Below are 16,898 nucleotides of genomic sequence, written 5' to 3' on the forward strand. Positions count from 1 at the left end.
CGAGTCTAACCGGCGGCAGGCTCGCGCCGCTTCAGCAGCGGCTGGGCCTGCTTGTAGGTCAGCGAGCGCCAGACCCATTCCAGCGGGCCGAAGCGGAAGACCGACAGCCAGAGCGGCGACCAGATCAGCTGCACCGCCCAGACGATCAGCACCAGCTTGGCCTGGTCGACCCGTTCGACCGTGCCGAACAGGCCGAGACCCGGCGTGCCCACGAAGATGAAGGTCATGATCAGGGTCTGGGCGATATAGTTGGTGAAGGCCATCCGGCCGGCCGAAGCGAAGGGCATCAGCAGGAGCCGGAAAGCGCCGAGCTTGGCCAGCAGCATCACGGCGGATGCATAGCCGAAGGACAGGACCAGGCTGCCGAAATAACTGTAGCTCGTGCCCAGGGCCATAGCCTCGGTATCGAATTCGCCGGCGATCATCGACTGCGTGCCCATGTGCGACAGCAGATAACCGGCCACCAGCGTCACGGCTGCCAGAACGGCATAGCGTCCCAGGCTCCAGCTCGCCGACAGGAAGCCGGACTTGAACAGGGCCATGCCGATGAACATCAGGCCCATCAGGCGCGGTCCGAAGGCGATCAGCCCGCCGATCTGGCCGATCGCGGCAAAGCCGGCATTCCAGGGCAGGCGCTCGAGATAGCCGGCCTGGTAGGCCTGCGTCATGCCGGCCATCATCTCGGCCATCATGGCGTCCTGTTCCGGCGTTTCGGACATGCCCGCGAACGGAACAGCCAGCCAGGCACCGCCGACCATCATGAGGGCGCTCACGCCGATCAGCACGATGCCCCAGGTGACCAGTGCGCCCGGCGACATGCGGCGGGCCTTCACGGCCAGCATGCCCAGCAGGGCGTAGCTGACGAGGATATCGCCCCACCAGAGCAGGTAGGCGTGGATCGCGCCGATCAGCAGCAGCCACAGCATGCGCGGATAATGGCGGCCGGTATCGTCGCCGGTCCCCGCCATCATGACGATGCCGGCGCCGAACAGGGTCGAGAAAATCGTGATGAATTTCAGATGGAAGAAGGTGTGGGCAATGGCCCAGACCGACAGGTTGGCGCCTGTCAGATCCATCTGCATGGTCGGATTGTCGTAGGCGAAGGGCGACATGGCAAAGCCCTGCACATTCATCATCAGAATGCCCAGGACCGCGATGCCGCGCAGCGCGTCGATACTGATCAGACGCTCGGTGTTCGGTGAAGCCATGTGTCCCCCCTCGGAATTACAGCCTTCGGCGGGAGGTTACGATGGGACAGGGCGAATGTCTGCGGGACTTTCGTCCGGATCGTCCCCTGCGGCGATCAGGCACCCAGCGCTGACCTCGCCAGTACGACGATATAGCCGACATAGGCGATGAAGAGCAGAAGGCCGAACAGTCGGCTGATCGGCTGGCGTGCCAGGATGATCGCGGCGATCGCAACGCTCGCGCCGACCATCACCCACAGATCGAGGGCGAAGAAGCCCTCGGGAACGGGAAGATCGTCGCCCACTGCCGATGCGGCGAGACCGGTGGCGCCGCCAACCGCGAAGACGTTGAAAATGTTCGAGCCGAGCACATTGCCGATCGCCATGTCGGCCTGTCGCCGCATCGACGCCATCACGACGGTCGCGAGTTCGGGCAGGGAGGTGCCGAAGGCGACGGCGGTCAGGCCGATCAGGGCTTCGTCGACATTCAGGGCGAGGGCGGCTTCGGTGCCGCCGGTCACGATCATCTGGGCGCCGACGGGCAGCGCGACAAGGCCGATGAGAACGGCGGCAACGCTGCGCCCCACGCCGGTCGGCAGGCCTTCCATGTGTTCGAGATCTGTGAGTTCCGCGAGCGAGGGATCGTCGCTTTTCTTGCCGGCCAGCACGCCCATCAGGCCGACATAGGCGACGATCAGGGCGAACAGGACGGCGCTTTCGACCGTGTCGATGGTGCGGTCCCAGCTGACCGCCACCAGGGCGAGGGCGGCCAGGAGTGCGATGATCGCATTGCGCCGGACGCCGGGCGTGGTTGTGGGAATGGCGCCGAAAATCGCCGGCAGGCCGAGAATCAGGAGGAAGTTCGCGGTGTTGGAGCCGACGATATTGCCCAGAGCGAGGCCGGGCACGTCTTCCAGGGCCGATTGCACCGAGACCACCAGCTCGGGCGCAGATGTCCCGAAGGCAATGATGGTGAGGCCGACCAGAAGCGGCGGCAGCCGCCAGATCCGGGCCAGGCCCGCACTGCCCCGGACCAGCAGGTCCCCGCCGAACAAAAGAACGACGATCCCGCCCAGGATCAGGGCGATGAACACGGGTGCAGCCATGCCGGTAACCTCTGGAAACGCGGACTAGTCGAGGCGGCGGTATTCGATAAGGTTGAGCAGTCCGAAAATTGCCGCGACGCCGAGGATGGCAACAAGAGCGTACATGATCATTTTCCCGAAAATGGCAGTCAGATGCCCCGTACATAGCGTGACGAACAGGCGGTGGCTAGCGGTGGAAGCGGCATGAGCTGGCGCGCACGCATCGAGCCGGCGGTACGCCCGATCCTGCAGTCCTGGTGGCGTCTGTCGCGGGGAACCACGCTCGGGGTCCGGGCGATCGTCACGGACCGCGACGGGCGCGTTGCGCTGGTCCGTCACACCTATGTCCATGGCTGGTATCTGCCCGGCGGCGGGGTGGAGCGGGGCGAGCCTGTTCGCGAGGCCCTGCGCCGCGAACTGGCCGAGGAAGCGGGCGTGGAGGTGACCGGACCAGCCGATCTGCTTGGAATCTACAGCAATCATGCGAGCTTTCGCGGCGATCACGTCGTGCTGTTCGCGGTTCGCGACTGGCGGGTCTGTCCGACAGATCATGCCGGTGAGATCGAGGCGGTGGACTGGTTCCATCCGGACGACCTGCCGCACGGCACATCGCCGGCAACGCTGCGCCGGCTTCGCGAATACGCGGGAACGGCCAATCCGTCGGATGAGTGGTGAGAAAAAAGGTGCGGTGTACCGGCCCGGCCCGGAGCAAAGCGAGGGTTGTTGCCCGGTCCGGACCGATACACCGCGGGCGCACGCTGAGGACATTATGGGCGTGGCGGTGAACCCGGGCTGACCGGAGCGGGCCAATTTGTGCCATGAATTTGGCGGTCTTACGCGACAAGCGCCACAAAATCGCTAACATGGACTTCGGGCGTTCAGGCGGGGTCGATTCGAATGACCGCAGATGCGGACGAAGATACCTATCTCCGTAACGAACCGGAGCAGGCCGTAGCGCGGTCTGCCTTGCAGCGCCTTGCCGATATTGACGGCTGGGTCGGACAGGTCCTGCCCGGCCTCGTCGCTGTATCCTTCATTGTCGTTGTTGCGCTTGCAGTGATGGCGGGCGAGGGCGCGTTGATGGCGTCGGCCCGCTCGACCAACCTGTCCGCGCTGCAGACCGTGCTGCGCAACACGATCCAGCGCTTCGAGGACTGGGCCCAGGATCGCGAGAACGATGTCCGGGTCTGGGCGGAAAACGAGGTCGTCGTCGAAGCCCTGGCGGAATTGTCGCGTGCGCCCGTCCGGTCCGAGCTGGAACGTTCGCCTGCCCAGGCCCGCCTGCGCGAGACGCTGGGGCCCTGGCTCACCGAATACGGCTATCGCGGTTATCTGCTGATCTCGTCCAACGGCACGACGCTGTCCTCGATGCGCGACAGCGTGCTGGCGCAGCCGGCCCTGGTCCTCGATCTTCTGCCCGAGGGGCGCTTCCAGCGCAGCGGCTCGGTTCTCACGCGTCCCCACATCGTCGATCTGGCCCTGCCGTCCCCGGACATGGAAGGTGCGCCGATCGACGAGGAAATCCTGATGTACTCGGTCGCGCCGATCCGCGATGAAGGCGAGGTCGTGGGCTATCTGGCCCTGCGGGTGGATCCGCTGGCCGAGTACTCCGCCACCTTCCGCGTGGGGCGTACCGGCGTGTCCGGCGAGACCTATGCGATCGACCGGACGGGCCGGCTCCTGACCGAGACCCGCTACAGCGAGGAATTCGTCGAGGCGGGGCTGCTGGCAGACGGGCATCCCTCGATGCTGCATCTGGAAGTACGTGACCCCGGGGTCAATGTCACCCGTGGCGCGATCCCGTCCCGTCCCTACGCCGAATGGCCCCTGACCGAGGCGGCGCAGGACGTGATCGCAAACGGGCGGGGCTATAATCTGCGCGGCTATCGCGATGCACGCGGCGTTCTCGTCATGGGCGCGTGGGTATGGGATGACAGCCGTGACATCGGCGTCATCACCGAGATCGAGGTCATCGACGCGCTGGCGGGGGCCAACCAGGCCCGCGCCGTGCTGCGGGTCTTTGCCGTGGCGATGGCCCTGTCCTTCATCCTGCTGGCGGTCCTGTTCAGTGCACACAGGACGATTACCCGGCGCCGGGCGCAGGCGACGGCTGCGGCCAACCAGCGCCTGTCGCAGATCCTGATGACAGCGGCCGAGGGCATTTACGGCATCGACGGGCAGGGTGTGCTCACCTTCATCAACCCGCGGGCCTGCCAGATGCTGGGCTATGACGAGAGTGAGCTGATCGGCCGGGATGTCCATGCGGTGATCCACCATTCCCGCCGCGACGGTTCGCTCTATCCGCGCGAGGAGTGCCCGCTACACCATCCCGGCACCACAGCCGAGACGGTGGACGGCGATGTGTTCTGGACCAAGAGCGGACAACCCATCCCGATCGAATCGGCAAGTTCGCCGCTCGATCCGTCGGATCCGGCCAAGGGCGCGGTGATCACCTTCCGCGATATCACCAATCGCAAGCGCGACGAGCTGGCCCTGCGCCGCTACGCCCAGGAGCTGAAACGGTCGAATTCCGAGCTGCAGGAGTTTGCCTATGCCGCCTCGCACGACCTGCAGGAGCCCCTGCGCAAGATCCAGGCTTTCGGCGAACGGCTGAACAACAAGTGCTATGACGCGCTGGACGATACCGGCCGGCACTATCTGGAGCGCATGGTCGATGCGGCGACGCGGATGCGCCGGCTGATTGACGATCTGCTGAGCTATTCGCGGGTCAATTCGAAGACCACGTCCTTCCTGCCGGTCGAGCTGGCGACCGTGCTGGCGGATGTCCTTTCCGATCTGGAGCCGCGGATCGCGGCAGAGGGTGCGAAAATCCGTGTCGGCGAATTGCCGGCGATCGAGGCCGATCCGGGCCAGATGCACCAGCTCTTCCTCAATCTGATCGCCAATTCCCTGAAGTTCCGCCGTCCCGGCGTCCAGCCATCCATCTCCATCGAGGGCAGTGTCGAGGTCGGCGAGAACGGGGCCATGGCGCGGATTGCGGTCGCCGACAATGGTGTCGGCTTCGAGCCGCGCCACGCCGAGCGCATCTTCGGCATGTTCGAACGCCTGCATGGCCGCGACGAGTTCGATGGAACGGGTGTCGGTCTGGCGACCTGCCGCAAGATTGCCGAACGCCATGCCGGTGAGCTGACGGCCTGGGGCGAGCCGGATGCCGGCGCGGTCTTCACCCTGTTGCTGCCGGTGCGCCAGGGCAGTGTAACCTGACGGGAGGCGCGGGGCGGCGCGTCCCGTGACATGTTCATGAGCCAGCCGGACCCGGACAGGGCAGGACTGCAGCAGCGTATCGTGCCCGTGCTGGCGGCGATCTGTCTTCTGCTGGCCGCTGGTGCGGGCCTGCCACTGGCCCGGGCAACCCCGGCGGCGCTGACGATTGTGCTGGCGCTCGTCGCCCTGCTGCTGGCGGTGGTTATCATCAGCTGGCGGCAGACAGACCGGGTATTGACCCGGCAGAACTCGGACCGTGCCCGGATCGCGCGGCTGGAAGCGGAGAAGGCGGATCTGGAGATCTTCGTCAACGCGGCGACCCACGACCTGCACGAACCCCTGCGCAAGATCCAGGTTTTCGGCGACCGGCTGCGCGATCAGCTGGGCCTCCTGCCCGATCCTGCACTCGCGCAGCCGCTGGACCGGATGACCGCCGCGGCCGGGCGCATGCGCGACCTGCTCGATGCGCTGCTGGTGCATGTCCGGGTGCGCGATGACCGGACGGTTATCACATCCGTGGATCTGGACGCGATCCTGGCCGGGATTCTGGAGGATCGTGCGGCCGATATCCAGGCGGCGCAGGCGAAGATCGAGGCCGGCACGCTGGGAGCGGTCGAGGCCGACGCCGTCCAGATGCGGACGCTTTTGGAAAATCTTGTCGATAATGCCTTGAAATACCGGCGTTTGGACGCGAGTGTGAATATTCTTATTTCCACTCAGGCCGACGACAACGAGGCAGGCGGGCGCGTGACAATCGAGATCAGCGATAACGGGATCGGCTTCGACCCGCGCCATGCCGAGCGCATATTCGGCCTGTTCGAGCGCCTGCATTCGCGCGACGCCTATCCGGGGGCCGGTGTGGGGCTTGCCACGAGCCGCAAGATTGCCGAACGTCACGGCGGGTCGCTTTCAGCCCGTGGAGAACCCGGTTCGGGCGCTTGCTTCACCTTGATCTTGCCCCGCCGACGGGCGAACCTGTTATCCGACCCGGCCCGCAGGGCCGACTAATTCGACGAGGCTTTCATCATGAGCCAGGACAACCGGCTTTTCACCATTCTCATGGTCGACGACGATCCGGATGATCGTCTGCTCTTCAAGGAAGCCTGCGAGGAGGTGCGCCTGCGCAATCCGCTGGAATTCCTCGAGAACGGCGAACAGCTTGTCGATTATCTCAAGCGTCGCGGCGCGTATGCGAACCTCGAGGGCACGCCCTATCCGGGGATCATCCTTCTGGACCTCAACATGCCGCTCAAGGACGGGCGCGAGGCGCTGGAAGAAATCAAGAATGACAGCGAGCTGCGGCACATCCCGATCATCGTGCTGACGACCTCGAAGGATGAGGATGATATCCTGTCGAGCTACGGGCTGGGGGCTTCGTCCTATATCGTCAAGCCGATCTCGCTCGACCGGCTGATGCGGGTGGTGAACTCGATCGGCGAGTACTGGGTGCAGATCGTCGAGGTGCCGGCGGCGGAACGTTCGTCCGAGGGTCTGGACGACGAGGAATAGCGCCGCTCCGGCGAATCGCCTTTCGCGCGAGCGGTCGCGACTTCGACGCAATTATTGTCTAGTGTCCCTCCTGGCGGCCTTCGGGGGGAGGGGAGTTCCATGCTGTTTGCACGTCTGTCCAAGATTTCGGCGACGCTGTTCGTATCCATGCTCATGGCGATGGGCATGCTGGTCCTGCTCTGGTTCTACCTGCCTGAATGGCTGGGCTGGGTGCAGGATGGCGCCGATCTCGTCGAGGACGGCGTGTCGGCCATTCCCATACCCGAGCAATACAACAATCTCGTCCGCATCTATGCCAGCGACGACAAGATCGTCCTGCTGATCTTCACGGTCATCGCGCGCTTCATCCTGGCGATCTTCGGCACGGCTTTCACGACCGCGACCCGGGTCGCGAAAATCCGTGTGGCCGAGCCACCCTTCATCAGCCGCATCTCCTCGATGATCGCCACGCTTTTCCTGTCCTTCGTGCTGGCGATCCTGATGCTGGCCTTTATCGCACTGACCATGGAGCACGTGCTGCATTCCATGCTCGATATGGCCGACTGGGTAGAGGATCAGCTTGCACGCCTGCCGCTGGCCGGCCGTTGGCGCTCCGGCGTGCGGTTTGCCGTGTCGGACGACAAGATCCTGCTGCTCTTCTTCACCATCATCGCCCGCGTCCTGATCGCCCTCGTGGCGACCGGGTTCACGGCGGCGTGGAATTCGATAACCGGCGGCAAGACCGAGACGATCAGGGTTCCGGCATAGTTCGTCCCGGCGCTGGGTGCACCGGCTAAATGCGGTTGTCATCTTTCCGGGGCAAGCTTGCGGATGCGTCCCTTGCTCCGGAGTTTTTCATGTTCGTCCGCGTCGTGTGTCTTGCTGCCATGCTGGCGGTTTCCGGGGCGGCGTTCGCCGATGGAGCGCTCAGTGCGCTTGAGGCGGTTCGCCGGTCGATCGAACGGCCGCACACGCCGCTCGAGGCTCAGTGGATCGAGATGGATGTGTGTGGATCCGGTGAGGACAGCGGACGCGGCTTTCTCAATTCCGTGCGCGATTATCGCAGCCGGGACTCCCTCAATGTCGAGCTGTTGCCAACCGTGCGGGCACGGCTGGAGCAGCGCCTGGGAGGCGATCCGGTTGCTGTGCTGCGCGGACAGCGGATCGCTGTCTTCGGGCCGGTCCGGCAGGTGCAGATAAACCTCTACGATGGCGGTGTGCCGACGGGGCGCTATTATTTCCAGACACAGATGCGGCTGGCTTCCGCCAGTCATCTCGAGGTGCTGACCACGGACACCGGCGAGCCGCTTGCCGCACGGTGCGATACGCTGATCGTCTGACCGCCCTACGCGCTGAGGCGTTCGGCCAGGAAGGGCAGGGAGCGGTTCATGCGGTAGTCGATCGAGGAGTGGTTGTCCGGGAACTCCTCGTAGACGTGGTCGATGCCGCGGGCGGCGAGCGCCTTGTTCATACGGCGCGCGCCATAGACCAGATTGTACTGGTCGACATCGCCGCAATCGATGAACAGGCCCTTGAGGGATTTCAGTCCCTCGGCATGGGCGTCGAGCATTTCCAGCGGATCCCACTTCATCCACTCGGCCCAGCGTTCGGGAATGCGCTCGCAGGTATCGGTCGTCACCGGCAGGCGGATGCCCAGGAAGGCGTCGGGATCGGGGTCGTAGGTCGCGCCCATGGCCAGGGTCATCATCGCGTGCAGATCGTCGCCATTGACCTTGTCGGAGGCTTCGAAGGCCTCGACGAAATCCTGGATATTGCCGCCATGCCTGGCGAGACGCCGCAGGGTGAAGGCAAAGTCGGCGGCGAACATCAGCTCGAACCCCATATCGCCGGAATGGCAGGCCGCGGCCGACCAGAAGTCGGGGTGCAGCAGGGCGTGGACCATGGCGCCATAACCGCCGGAGCTCTTGCCGAACACGCCGCGCCGGCCGGGACCGCCGCAGCCGAAGGTTTGCTCGATGAACGGCACGGCCTCCTGCAGCAGGAAATCGTCCCAATTCCCCATCGCCGCCGAGTTGACGTACTGATTGCCGCCCAGGCGGGTGAAACAGTCCGGGAAGGCGATGACGCAGGGCTTCATTTCGCCGTCATCGATCAGCCGCTGGGCGCGGCTGGGCGCGCTTTCCCCGAAGCTTTTCCAGTTGGTGTGCGCCGGGCCGCCGCCGGTGAAGCCGACCAGATCGACGAGCAGGGGCAGGCCGGCCGGATCGTGGCCGTGCGGGATGTAGACATCGATCCGCCGGGTCAGGTCCTCGCCGAGCATGTTGTTGGCGATCGCTTGGCTTTTCACGAAGTGCGTGGTGACCGTTCCGGCCGGCAGGTGACGTTCTCGGCGCATGGCTTTCCCCATTGGCTTGCGCGGCCACACTAGAGTGCATGCGCTCGCGGGCAAGTGCTTGAGATGTTGTGCGAAGCGGGTGATCCTTCCGCATGGTCCAGGACAAGCGCTTCATCTCCGCCGACGGGCTGCTGGCCGACAGCATCCGGCTGGCGCGCCAGATTCACGATGCCGGCTTCCGGCCGACCCATATCGTCGCCGTCTGGCGGGGCGGGGCACCGGTCGGCATCGCGGTGCAGGAATATCTCGAATACCGCGGCCTGGAGACCCACCACATCGCCGTTCGCACGGCCTCCTATACCGGGATCGACCGGCAGGCGCCGGTCGTGCGCGTGTTCGGCGAGGGCTATCTGGTGGACACGCTGAATGCGGAGGACCGCCTGCTCATCGCGTCGATGACGTGTTCGACAGCGGCCGCTCGATCGAGGCCTTGCAGCGTGTGCTGCAGGAGAAATGCCGCCGCAACTATCCCGGCGAGGTGAAGGTGGCCACGGTCTACTACAAGCCCGCCCGGAACCGGACCGGCGGCAAGCCGGATTTCTTCGTCGAGGAAACCGACGACTGGCTGGTCTTCCCGCACGAGATCTGCGGCCTCACCGACGACGAGATCCGCACCAAGGGCGCAGCCGGCGCGGCGGTGCTGGACTAGCGATCACGGCCAGTCGCGGGCACCGTGAAGGACGCGCAGGATCTCGATGCCGTCGCCGTTCTGCCGGTAGATGACGAGATAGGCCGTTCCCGGCAGGGCCAGTTCCCGTGTCGATGCGACACGCCCGGTGCGGCCCATTGAGGGATAGGTGCCCAGCATGCCGACGGCTTTGAACATGTGATCGCGAAGACGGGCGGCGGCGTCGATATTGTCGGCGGCGATCCGGGTGAAAATGGTAACGAGGTCGTCTTTCGCGCGGGCCGACCACGCGATCGTCATGCCTTGCGGGCCGCCTCGATCAAGGCATCGATCTCGTCGACGACCTGGTCGTGCGGCACCGTCTTGCCGGCATCGGCATCGCGGATACCGTCCCGGATGGCTTCAACCATCCAGTCCTGCTGATCGAAATATTGTTGCAGGGCGTCCTTGACGACCCAGTTGCGGGACCGGTCCTGCGCCTTGGCCAGGGTGTCGAGCTTGTCGATGGCGGCATCGTCGATGCGGATGGAGATATTTTTCATAATCCCGGCTTTGTAATCACATCTGATGAAGTGTACCACGCCGCCGGAACCCGCAAAAGGCGTGTCGTCCGGCCTCCCTATTTCACCCGGTGGATGGCGCAGAGCTTGTTGCCGTCGGGATCGCGGACATAGGCCAGGTGCATCGGTCCCATACTGGTCTCGCGCAGGCCGGGCGCGTCCTCGATCGAGGTGCCGCCATTGGCGATACCGGCATCGTGGAAGGCCTTCACCTGCTCGGGCGAGGAGCACTTGAAACCGATCGTGCCGCCATTGGCGCCGCAGGCGGCCTCGCCATTGATCGGCTCGGAGATGCCGAACGTGTTGCCGTCATGCCGGTAGAAATACCGCACATGCCCCGTCGGCGCTTCATTGCGCAGGGGCTCGCCGGCACCCAGCGTGCCCAGGACGGCATCGTAGAAACGCTTGGCGCGCTCGATGTCGCTGGCGCCGACCATGATGTGATTGAACATGCGGTGTCCTCCCCTCAGGCCTCGTCCAGGCCGATGTCGAAATTGGGCGCCGAATGGGTCAGTGCGCCGACCGAGATTACATCGACGCCGGTCTGTGCGATATCGCGCACCGTGTCGAGATTGACCCCGCCGGACGCTTCCAGCGTGACCTTGCCGCTGGCGGCCGCGACGGCGGCGCGCAGATCCTCGAGGGAGAAATTGTCCAGCAATACGCTTTCGGCACCGGCATTGATGGCGGCGTCGAGCTGGTCGAGCCGGTCGATCTCGACGGCGACGCGGGTCATGTGGCCAGCATGGTCGCGGGCGGCCTTCACGGCCTCGGCCACCCCGCCACAGACGGCGACGTGATTGTCCTTGATCAGGATGGCGTCATCCAGCCCGTAGCGGTGCAGCGCGCCGCCGCCCGCCTGGACGGCCTGGAGTTCGAAGGCGCGGAAGCCCGGCGTGGTCTTGCGGGTATGGACGATGCGGGCTTTCGTGCCGGCGACGGCGTCGACATAGCGGCGGGTGAAGGTGGCGATACCGCTCATCCGGCCCAGATAGTTCAGGGCAATCCGCTCGGCCGAGAGCAGCGCGCGGGCCTGGCCGTTGACGGCGGCGAGCACCTCGCCGGCCTTGACGCTGTCGCCGTCGCACACCTGGACATTCACCAGCGCGTCCGGGTCCATCTGCCAGATCGCTTCCACGGCCGGCTGCAGGCCGCAGATCACACCGGTTTCGCGGGCGACGAAGTAGAATTTCGCCTCCTGGATTTCCGGGATGCAGGCCAGCGATGTCACATCGCCGCGGCCGCCCTGGTCTTCGGCGAAAGCACGGGTGACGGCATCGGTGACGACGAAGCGGGGCAGGGGGGAAACGGGCATGGCGTCCTATTCGGCGGGTTCGCGGTAGCGGGCCGGAATCTCGGTGCCGGCAGCAAGGTCGGCCAGGGTCATCCGGGTATGCTGTGCCACGGTGTCGGTGGCGGGGCAATCGGTGCGGAAATGCCCGCCCCGGCTTTCATTCCGGTTGAGGGCGCCGGTGACGATGAAGCGTGCCGCAAGCAGTGCGTCCGCGTCACCATGCGTGCTCATAAGACCGTCAATAAGGTCACATAGCTGCACCATAGCTGCACCATTGCGCTCCACTCCGCAGGCCCGGCTCATGGCGGCGCGGAGTGTCGCGAGTGCGTCGGCGGGAAGTTCGGGAGGACACAATCCTTCCCCTTGATCGGGAAGGTGGGCCGCGGCGGAGCCGCGGGTCGGAAGGGGTGGGGGCGAGCGTCTGGCTTGCTGGGCATCACCGGGTTTCACCCCCTCCACCACGCCTGCGGCGCGGTCCCCCTCCCCCATCAAGGGGGAGGATGGGAGTGCCCTGGCCACCCGTGCCGCACTCACCAGGCCCTCGGCCAGCGAGTTGGAGGCGAGGCGGTTGGCGCCGTGCAGGCCGCTCGAGGCGCATTCGCCGATGGCATAGAGGCCGGGGATGCTGGTCGCTCCGTCGATATCGGTCATCACTCCGCCCATATGATAATGGGCTGTGGGGGCGACGGGGATAAGTTCGCGGCGCGGATCGATGCCGGCCTGCATGCAAGCCGCGAAAACGGCAGGGAATTCCTCCGGGAAAGCTTCGCCGATCGCGGTGCGGCAATCGAGGAAAGCGCCCTTGCCGGAGAGGTTCTGCCGGTGCACCGCCCGGGCGACGACATCGCGCGGGGCGAGTTCGGCATCGGCGTGGACGGCTTTCATGAAACGGTGGCCCGTGCGGTCGACCAGGGTCGCGCCTTCGCCGCGCAGGGCTTCGGTGCACAGTGGTGCCGGGTCGAGACCGGCATTGAGGGCGGTCGGGTGAAACTGGACGAATTCCGGGTCCTGGATCACCGCACCCAGGCGGGCTGCCATCGCCATGGCCTGGCCCCGGGCGCCGGCCGGTGTGGTGGTGAGCGCAAACAGGCCACCCGCCCCGCCCATGGCGAGGATGGTGGCGCCGGCTTCGATCGCTTCGGTGCGCCCGTCCGGCGAGCGGGCCAGCACGCCGGTACAGCCGGCAGCATCGCCCAGCAGCGCGGCCGCTTTCCAGCCATTGCGGATCTCGATGTGCGGCGCCCGGCGAACGGCGTCGATCAACGTCGCCATGATCGCGGCCCCGGCGCCGTCGCCCTTCACCCGGGCGACCCGGTGGCGGGCATGGGCGGCTTCGCGGGAGAGCGACCAGGTCTCGCCCCGGCGCTCGAAAGGCGCGCCCAGGGCGGCAAGTTCGCGGACTTCCTGTGCCGCACCTTCGGCCAGCGCGCGCGCTGCGTCCGCGTCGACCAGCCCGGCGCCGGCGGTGATCGTGTCGGCGGTGTGCAGGGCGGGGCTGTCATCATCTGCGAGGGCAGCCGCAACCCCGCCCTGGGCCCAGCCGGAGGCCGCGCCTTCACCCAGCGGCGCCCCGGTCAGCAGCACGACCGGCCGCGGCGCCAGCTTCAGCGCCGCCCACAGCCCGGCGATCCCGGCACCGCAGATGAGAACGGGACGGGTCATGGCCGTCCTCCTAGATCGAGACCAGGTCCACGGGCTTTTCCTGCCTGGCCGGGTCGAAGCTGGCGGGCTTGTCGGGCTTGGGCAGGTCGAGCATGGCCTGGACGGAGCGGCGGGCACCGTCGATCACATCGTCGGGCACGGTCACTTCATGCTGTTCCAGACGCAGGCAGTCATAGATGTTTTCCAGCGTGATCCGCTTCATGTGCGGGCACAGATTGCACGGCCGGATGAACTGCACCTCGGGCACTTCGACGGCGACATTGTCGCTCATCGAGCACTCGGTCAGCAGTACGGCCTTTTTCGCCCCCGAATTGCGGGCATAGTCGGCCATGGCGGCGGTGGAGCCGGCATAGTCGGCGGCCTGGACCACCTCCAGCGGACTTTCCGGGTGGGTGATGATCAGCACGCCGGGATGGGCGTCGCGCAGGTCCTGCACGTCCTGGGCGGTGAATTTCTCGTGCACTTCGCAGCTGCCGGCCCAGGTGAGAATGCGCACATCGGTCTGGGCGGCGACATTCCTGGCGAGATACTGGTCGGGCAGCAGGATCACCGTCTCGGCACCCAGGCTCTCGACGACCTGCACGGCGTTGGAGGAGGTGCAGCAGATATCGCACTCGGCCTTCACATCGGCCGAGGTGTTCACATAGGTGACGACGGGCACGCCGGGATAGGCAGCCTTGATACGGCGCACATCCTCGCCGGTGATCGAGGAGGCGAGGGAGCAGCCGGCGCGGGTGTCCGGGATCAGCACCTTCTTTTCCGGCGCGAGCACTTTGGCGGTCTCGGCCATGAAGTGGACGCCGGCCTGGACGATGATGTCGGCCTCGCTCTCGGCGGCCATGCGGGCCAGCGCCAGGCTGTCACCCATCAGATCGCCGACGCAGTGGAAAATGTCGGCGGTCATGTAGTTGTGGGCGAGAATGACGGCGTTCTTTTCCGCCTTCAGCTGGTTGATGGCGTGGATCAGCGGCGCCTTGGCCGGCCATTCCATCGGGGTGATGATGTCCTTCACCTTCTCGTAGAGATGGTCCGTCGCGGCCTTGACCTCATCCGTATACGCCAGTTCCGGCCGGGACTGTTCAAAGCCTTCAGGCGTGCCGTCCCAGTTCAATCGGTCCATTCTCTCCTCCCTTTTGCTCAATATGAGCAATATTGGGGCCCGAAAATGGGCGGCTGTTTTCCGGTGCCGCCCTTATGCTCGAAATGAGCTTTAACGTGTCCCGTATATATGCTCACCCTGAGCACAGTGCAAGCCACAGGCGTGCGGCGCGATGCCTCGCCATGCGAATTCCGGAATGAAGGCGATCAGTGCGCGGCGTGGGGGCGCAGGCCGGACAGCCAGACGCCGGTCCCCAGCGAGGCCAGGCCCAAAGCCAGGGCAAAGGCGGGCGCCAGCGGGATGCCGTTGACGGTCAGCACTTCAACCGCAGCCACGCCGAGCGCGGCGGGAACCAGGATCTGAATCTGGATCAGGCGGTTGCGGGGAATGACGCCGACGATGGCGGCGATAACGAAAATCACCGGAATGGCCGGCAGGTAGAGCTCGGCGGCAATCAGGCGCAAGGCGATCACAATGGCCGCGCAAATCGCCAATGCCACAAAGGCGTTACGGATCGCCGTCCCGCTCAAAACCAACCCCCTCAGTGTACTCATGCTGTCGTCAGACACCTGCATAGTAAGCCGGAACAACTCCCGGCTGCAACTCAATTTACCCGTCTCGCAACCTGGGAATGGCCAGGCCCAGCGAGGGCAGGCCCGCCAGTGCTTCGCGGCGGTAGCGGAAAAGTTCGGCCGGCCGGCCGCCCGTGCGGCTTTCCATCCGGCCCGTCCCCTCGACGAATCCCGTGCGGTCCAGCGCGCGGCGGAAGTTCTGCTTGTGAAGCCGGTATCCTGCAATAGCCTCGACCACCTGTTGCAGGGCGGACAGTGTGAACAGGTCGGGCATCAGCTCGAAGACGATGGGGCGGTATTTGATCTTGCCGCGCAGGCGAGAGATCGCCGTCGCCAGGATGCGCCGGTGATCCGAGGCCATGGACAAGCCGAAGGCCGGGCATTGCGACGGGTTTTCCACCTGGCCGTCGCGCGCCGCCTCGGCGACAAGCCCGGCTTCGTAGAGCAGCTCGTAGCGGTCGAGCACGCGTTCCTCGTTCCATCCGCCGCCGCCGACACCGAAAACGGTTTTCAACCGGTCGTGGCGCGAGGCCCGGCGGCCGGGCACGCCGGCCTCGTCGGCCCAGGCCGAAAGGCGCGGAATGATCTCGGTGTCGATCAGGGCCGGCTTGCCGTCGCGCCAGTCTTCCCAGGGAAAGAAATCATACCAGCCGCGCCAGCGGCCGCCGCCGTCGGGCGGGGTGCTCTTGTCGGGCGTCAGGGCGAGATAGCCGATCGACACGATGCGGGCGTCCCCGGAACCCGACATCGCGGCGACCGGGGCTTCGCGGCCGCGATCGCCGAAGGTGTAGAGCTGTTCCACATAGCCCAGCTGGAAGTGGGCCTGTTCGGCCACCCAGCGGCGCAGGCCGATCTCGAACGTGCGGTGCCTGGCGGGATCGAAGGGACCGAAGGGCAGGGCGACCCCGCCGCCCTCCTGCGGCACGATGAGGAGTTGCGGCGTGTCGCCGTCAACCGAGAGAATGACCGCGTTCAGACCGACGGAGATCGACTGGCCGGCCGGCTGCATCAGCGCCGTCCTTCGAACTGGCCCAGCACGGTCTCGAACCGGTCGAGGAAGAGCGTCTGGGCCTGCTTCACCGGTTTCGGCACGATCTCGATTTCCAGCTCCGCCGGCGGCCGGCCGAAGAATTTCAGCGACTCGTCATGGCTGAAGCCGGCGATCTGGGTCGCCTCGAAATAGGCGCAGATCACATCGGCCCGCTTGATCTTGCGCTTGGTTTCCTTCGGCAGTTTCGGCGGCAGGCCGAAGCGCAGATGGATCGCCGCTTCCAGCCGGTCCTCGAACTCGCGATAGTTCACGCCCAGCGCCGCCTTGAACGGGCTGATCATGTCGCCGATCACGTATTCGGAGGCGTCGTGCAGCAGCGCGGCCAGGCGCCATTTCTGCTCGAGATCCGGATAGAGGTGGTCGAGAATATCGAGCACGACGACCGAGTGTTCGGCGACGGAAAAGGCATGATCGCCATGGGTCTGCCCGTTCCAGCGCGCCACCCGGGCCAGGCCGTGGGCGATGTCCTCGATCTCCACATCGAAGGGCGAGGGGTCGAGCAGGTCGAGCCGGCGGCCGGAAATCATGCGCTGCCAGGCGCGCGGTGCAACGGCTTTCTTGCGGGCGGCAGCGGGCATGCGGGTCGGACCTCCGGTTTGGCGGAGAGCGGAGATAGCACCGATGCCGCCATCACTCCACTCTGCGCACTGTCAGCCCGGGCCTTGCGCTGTAGAGACCGCCGCGCCGGCCT

General features: G+C 65.7%; 18 protein-coding genes and 1 pseudogene. 7 read left to right on the plus strand and 12 right to left on the minus strand.

Features of this window, described 5'->3' with window-relative positions; all coding sequences use genetic code 11:
* Window positions 1-5 precede the first annotated feature (5 nt).
* Window positions 6-1,208 carry a DUF418 domain-containing protein gene (locus PKE71_RS04470; RefSeq protein WP_271185759.1) on the minus strand — a complete coding sequence of 401 codons (1,203 nt, stop codon included), beginning with the start codon at window positions 1,206-1,208 and terminating at the stop codon, window positions 6-8.
* 95 nt (window positions 1,209-1,303) lie between these two features.
* Window positions 1,304-2,293: a calcium/sodium antiporter gene (locus tag PKE71_RS04475; protein ID WP_271185760.1), complete on the minus strand. Its 990-nt coding sequence runs from the start codon at window positions 2,291-2,293 to the stop codon at window positions 1,304-1,306.
* Between the two features lie 183 nt (window positions 2,294-2,476).
* Between PKE71_RS04475 and PKE71_RS04480 the strand changes: the two genes are divergently transcribed.
* From PKE71_RS04480 to PKE71_RS04505, 6 genes are all read left to right on the plus strand, one after another.
* The gene (locus PKE71_RS04480; protein ID WP_271185761.1) at window positions 2,477-2,947 is read left to right on the plus strand and encodes an NUDIX domain-containing protein; all 471 of its coding nucleotides are present in this window, start codon (window positions 2,477-2,479) and stop codon (window positions 2,945-2,947) included.
* Window positions 2,948-3,169: 222 nt separating this feature from the next.
* On the plus strand, window positions 3,170-5,497 hold the full coding sequence (locus PKE71_RS04485; protein WP_271185762.1) for a sensor histidine kinase: 2,328 nt from the start codon (window positions 3,170-3,172) through the stop codon (window positions 5,495-5,497).
* Window positions 5,498-5,533: 36 nt separating this feature from the next.
* Window positions 5,534-6,505 (plus strand): sensor histidine kinase, encoded by a 972-nt coding sequence (locus PKE71_RS04490; protein ID WP_271185763.1) that lies wholly within the window; start codon window positions 5,534-5,536, stop codon window positions 6,503-6,505.
* An 18-nt stretch (window positions 6,506-6,523) separates the two neighbouring features.
* Window positions 6,524-7,006 carry a response regulator gene (locus tag PKE71_RS04495; RefSeq protein ID WP_271185764.1) on the plus strand — a complete coding sequence of 161 codons (483 nt, stop codon included), beginning with the start codon at window positions 6,524-6,526 and terminating at the stop codon, window positions 7,004-7,006.
* Between the two features lie 99 nt (window positions 7,007-7,105).
* Entirely contained in the window at window positions 7,106-7,753 is a 648-nt protein-coding gene (locus tag PKE71_RS04500; protein WP_271185765.1) for a hypothetical protein, read from the plus strand.
* Between the two features lie 89 nt (window positions 7,754-7,842).
* Window positions 7,843-8,325 (plus strand): hypothetical protein, encoded by a 483-nt coding sequence (locus PKE71_RS04505; protein WP_271185766.1) that lies wholly within the window; start codon window positions 7,843-7,845, stop codon window positions 8,323-8,325.
* A gap of 5 nt (window positions 8,326-8,330) precedes the next feature.
* Here PKE71_RS04505 and PKE71_RS04510 read toward each other — a convergent pair whose 3' ends face one another.
* The gene (locus PKE71_RS04510; protein WP_271185767.1) at window positions 8,331-9,341 is read right to left on the minus strand and encodes an alpha/beta hydrolase; all 1,011 of its coding nucleotides are present in this window, start codon (window positions 9,339-9,341) and stop codon (window positions 8,331-8,333) included.
* Window positions 9,342-9,433: 92 nt separating this feature from the next.
* On the opposite strand from PKE71_RS04510, the pseudogene PKE71_RS04515 reads away from it, so the two are divergent.
* Window positions 9,434-9,990, plus strand: a pseudogene (locus PKE71_RS04515) (phosphoribosyltransferase).
* Window positions 9,991-9,993: 3 nt separating this feature from the next.
* On the opposite strand, the gene PKE71_RS04525 reads toward PKE71_RS04515, so the two are convergent.
* The 9 genes from PKE71_RS04525 to PKE71_RS04565 form a co-directional block, all read right to left on the minus strand.
* The gene (locus tag PKE71_RS04525) at window positions 9,994-10,269 is read right to left on the minus strand and encodes a type II toxin-antitoxin system RelE/ParE family toxin (RefSeq protein WP_271185770.1); all 276 of its coding nucleotides are present in this window, start codon (window positions 10,267-10,269) and stop codon (window positions 9,994-9,996) included.
* Window positions 10,266-10,511, minus strand: coding sequence for a CopG family ribbon-helix-helix protein (locus PKE71_RS04530; RefSeq protein WP_271185771.1), 246 nt, complete (start codon window positions 10,509-10,511; stop codon window positions 10,266-10,268). Before PKE71_RS04530 ends, PKE71_RS04525 begins: the two co-directional genes overlap by 4 nt.
* A 77-nt stretch (window positions 10,512-10,588) precedes the next feature.
* Window positions 10,589-10,981, minus strand: coding sequence for a VOC family protein (locus PKE71_RS04535; RefSeq protein WP_271185772.1), 393 nt, complete (start codon window positions 10,979-10,981; stop codon window positions 10,589-10,591).
* A gap of 14 nt (window positions 10,982-10,995) precedes the next feature.
* Entirely contained in the window at window positions 10,996-11,844 is an 849-nt protein-coding gene (gene nadC / locus PKE71_RS04540) for a carboxylating nicotinate-nucleotide diphosphorylase (protein ID WP_271185773.1), read from the minus strand.
* 6 nt (window positions 11,845-11,850) lie between these two features.
* Window positions 11,851-13,485, minus strand: a complete 1,635-nt coding sequence (locus tag PKE71_RS04545; protein WP_271185774.1) for an L-aspartate oxidase — start codon at window positions 13,483-13,485, stop codon at window positions 11,851-11,853.
* 10 nt (window positions 13,486-13,495) lie between these two features.
* Window positions 13,496-14,635, minus strand: coding sequence for a quinolinate synthase NadA (gene nadA, locus PKE71_RS04550; RefSeq protein ID WP_373878789.1), 1,140 nt, complete (start codon window positions 14,633-14,635; stop codon window positions 13,496-13,498).
* A gap of 155 nt (window positions 14,636-14,790) precedes the next feature.
* The gene (locus PKE71_RS04555; RefSeq protein WP_271185776.1) at window positions 14,791-15,114 is read right to left on the minus strand and encodes a hypothetical protein; all 324 of its coding nucleotides are present in this window, start codon (window positions 15,112-15,114) and stop codon (window positions 14,791-14,793) included.
* Between the two features lie 79 nt (window positions 15,115-15,193).
* A complete protein-coding gene (locus PKE71_RS04560; RefSeq protein ID WP_271185777.1) occupies window positions 15,194-16,165 on the minus strand; it encodes an NUDIX hydrolase in 972 nt (323 codons plus the stop codon).
* Window positions 16,165-16,785, minus strand: coding sequence for an HD family hydrolase (locus tag PKE71_RS04565; protein WP_271185778.1), 621 nt, complete (start codon window positions 16,783-16,785; stop codon window positions 16,165-16,167). The genes PKE71_RS04560 and PKE71_RS04565 overlap by 1 nt, the downstream gene beginning before the upstream one ends.
* Window positions 16,786-16,898 lie beyond the last annotated feature (113 nt).

This window comes from Maricaulis virginensis, from assembly GCF_027922185.1.
In the GTDB taxonomy this organism is placed as follows: domain Bacteria; phylum Pseudomonadota; class Alphaproteobacteria; order Caulobacterales; family Maricaulaceae; genus Maricaulis; species Maricaulis virginensis.

Bases quoted from the DNA above. Each gene is read 5' to 3' on its own strand.
- PKE71_RS04470 (WP_271185759.1), bottom strand. From the start codon at position 1,208: ATGGCTTCACCGAACACCGAGCGTCTGATCAGTATCGACGCGCTGCGC.
- PKE71_RS04475 (WP_271185760.1), bottom strand. From the start codon at position 2,293: ATGGCTGCACCCGTGTTCATCGCCCTGATCCTGGGCGGGATCGTCGTT.
- PKE71_RS04490 (WP_271185763.1), top strand. From the start codon at position 5,534: ATGAGCCAGCCGGACCCGGACAGGGCAGGACTGCAGCAGCGTATCGTG.
- PKE71_RS04535 (WP_271185772.1), bottom strand. From the start codon at position 10,981: ATGTTCAATCACATCATGGTCGGCGCCAGCGACATCGAGCGCGCCAAG.
- PKE71_RS04510 (WP_271185767.1), bottom strand. From the start codon at position 9,341: ATGCGCCGAGAACGTCACCTGCCGGCCGGAACGGTCACCACGCACTTC.
- PKE71_RS04530 (WP_271185771.1), bottom strand. From the start codon at position 10,511: ATGAAAAATATCTCCATCCGCATCGACGATGCCGCCATCGACAAGCTC.
- PKE71_RS04480 (WP_271185761.1), top strand. From the start codon at position 2,477: ATGAGCTGGCGCGCACGCATCGAGCCGGCGGTACGCCCGATCCTGCAG.
- PKE71_RS04545 (WP_271185774.1), bottom strand. From the start codon at position 13,485: ATGACCCGTCCCGTTCTCATCTGCGGTGCCGGGATCGCCGGGCTGTGG.
- nadC (WP_271185773.1), bottom strand. From the start codon at position 11,844: ATGCCCGTTTCCCCCCTGCCCCGCTTCGTCGTCACCGATGCCGTCACC.
- PKE71_RS04565 (WP_271185778.1), bottom strand. From the start codon at position 16,785: ATGCCCGCTGCCGCCCGCAAGAAAGCCGTTGCACCGCGCGCCTGGCAG.
- PKE71_RS04500 (WP_271185765.1), top strand. From the start codon at position 7,106: ATGCTGTTTGCACGTCTGTCCAAGATTTCGGCGACGCTGTTCGTATCC.
- PKE71_RS04525 (WP_271185770.1), bottom strand. From the start codon at position 10,269: ATGACGATCGCGTGGTCGGCCCGCGCGAAAGACGACCTCGTTACCATT.
- PKE71_RS04505 (WP_271185766.1), top strand. From the start codon at position 7,843: ATGTTCGTCCGCGTCGTGTGTCTTGCTGCCATGCTGGCGGTTTCCGGG.
- PKE71_RS04560 (WP_271185777.1), bottom strand. From the start codon at position 16,165: ATGCAGCCGGCCGGCCAGTCGATCTCCGTCGGTCTGAACGCGGTCATT.
- PKE71_RS04495 (WP_271185764.1), top strand. From the start codon at position 6,524: ATGAGCCAGGACAACCGGCTTTTCACCATTCTCATGGTCGACGACGAT.
- PKE71_RS04485 (WP_271185762.1), top strand. From the start codon at position 3,170: ATGACCGCAGATGCGGACGAAGATACCTATCTCCGTAACGAACCGGAG.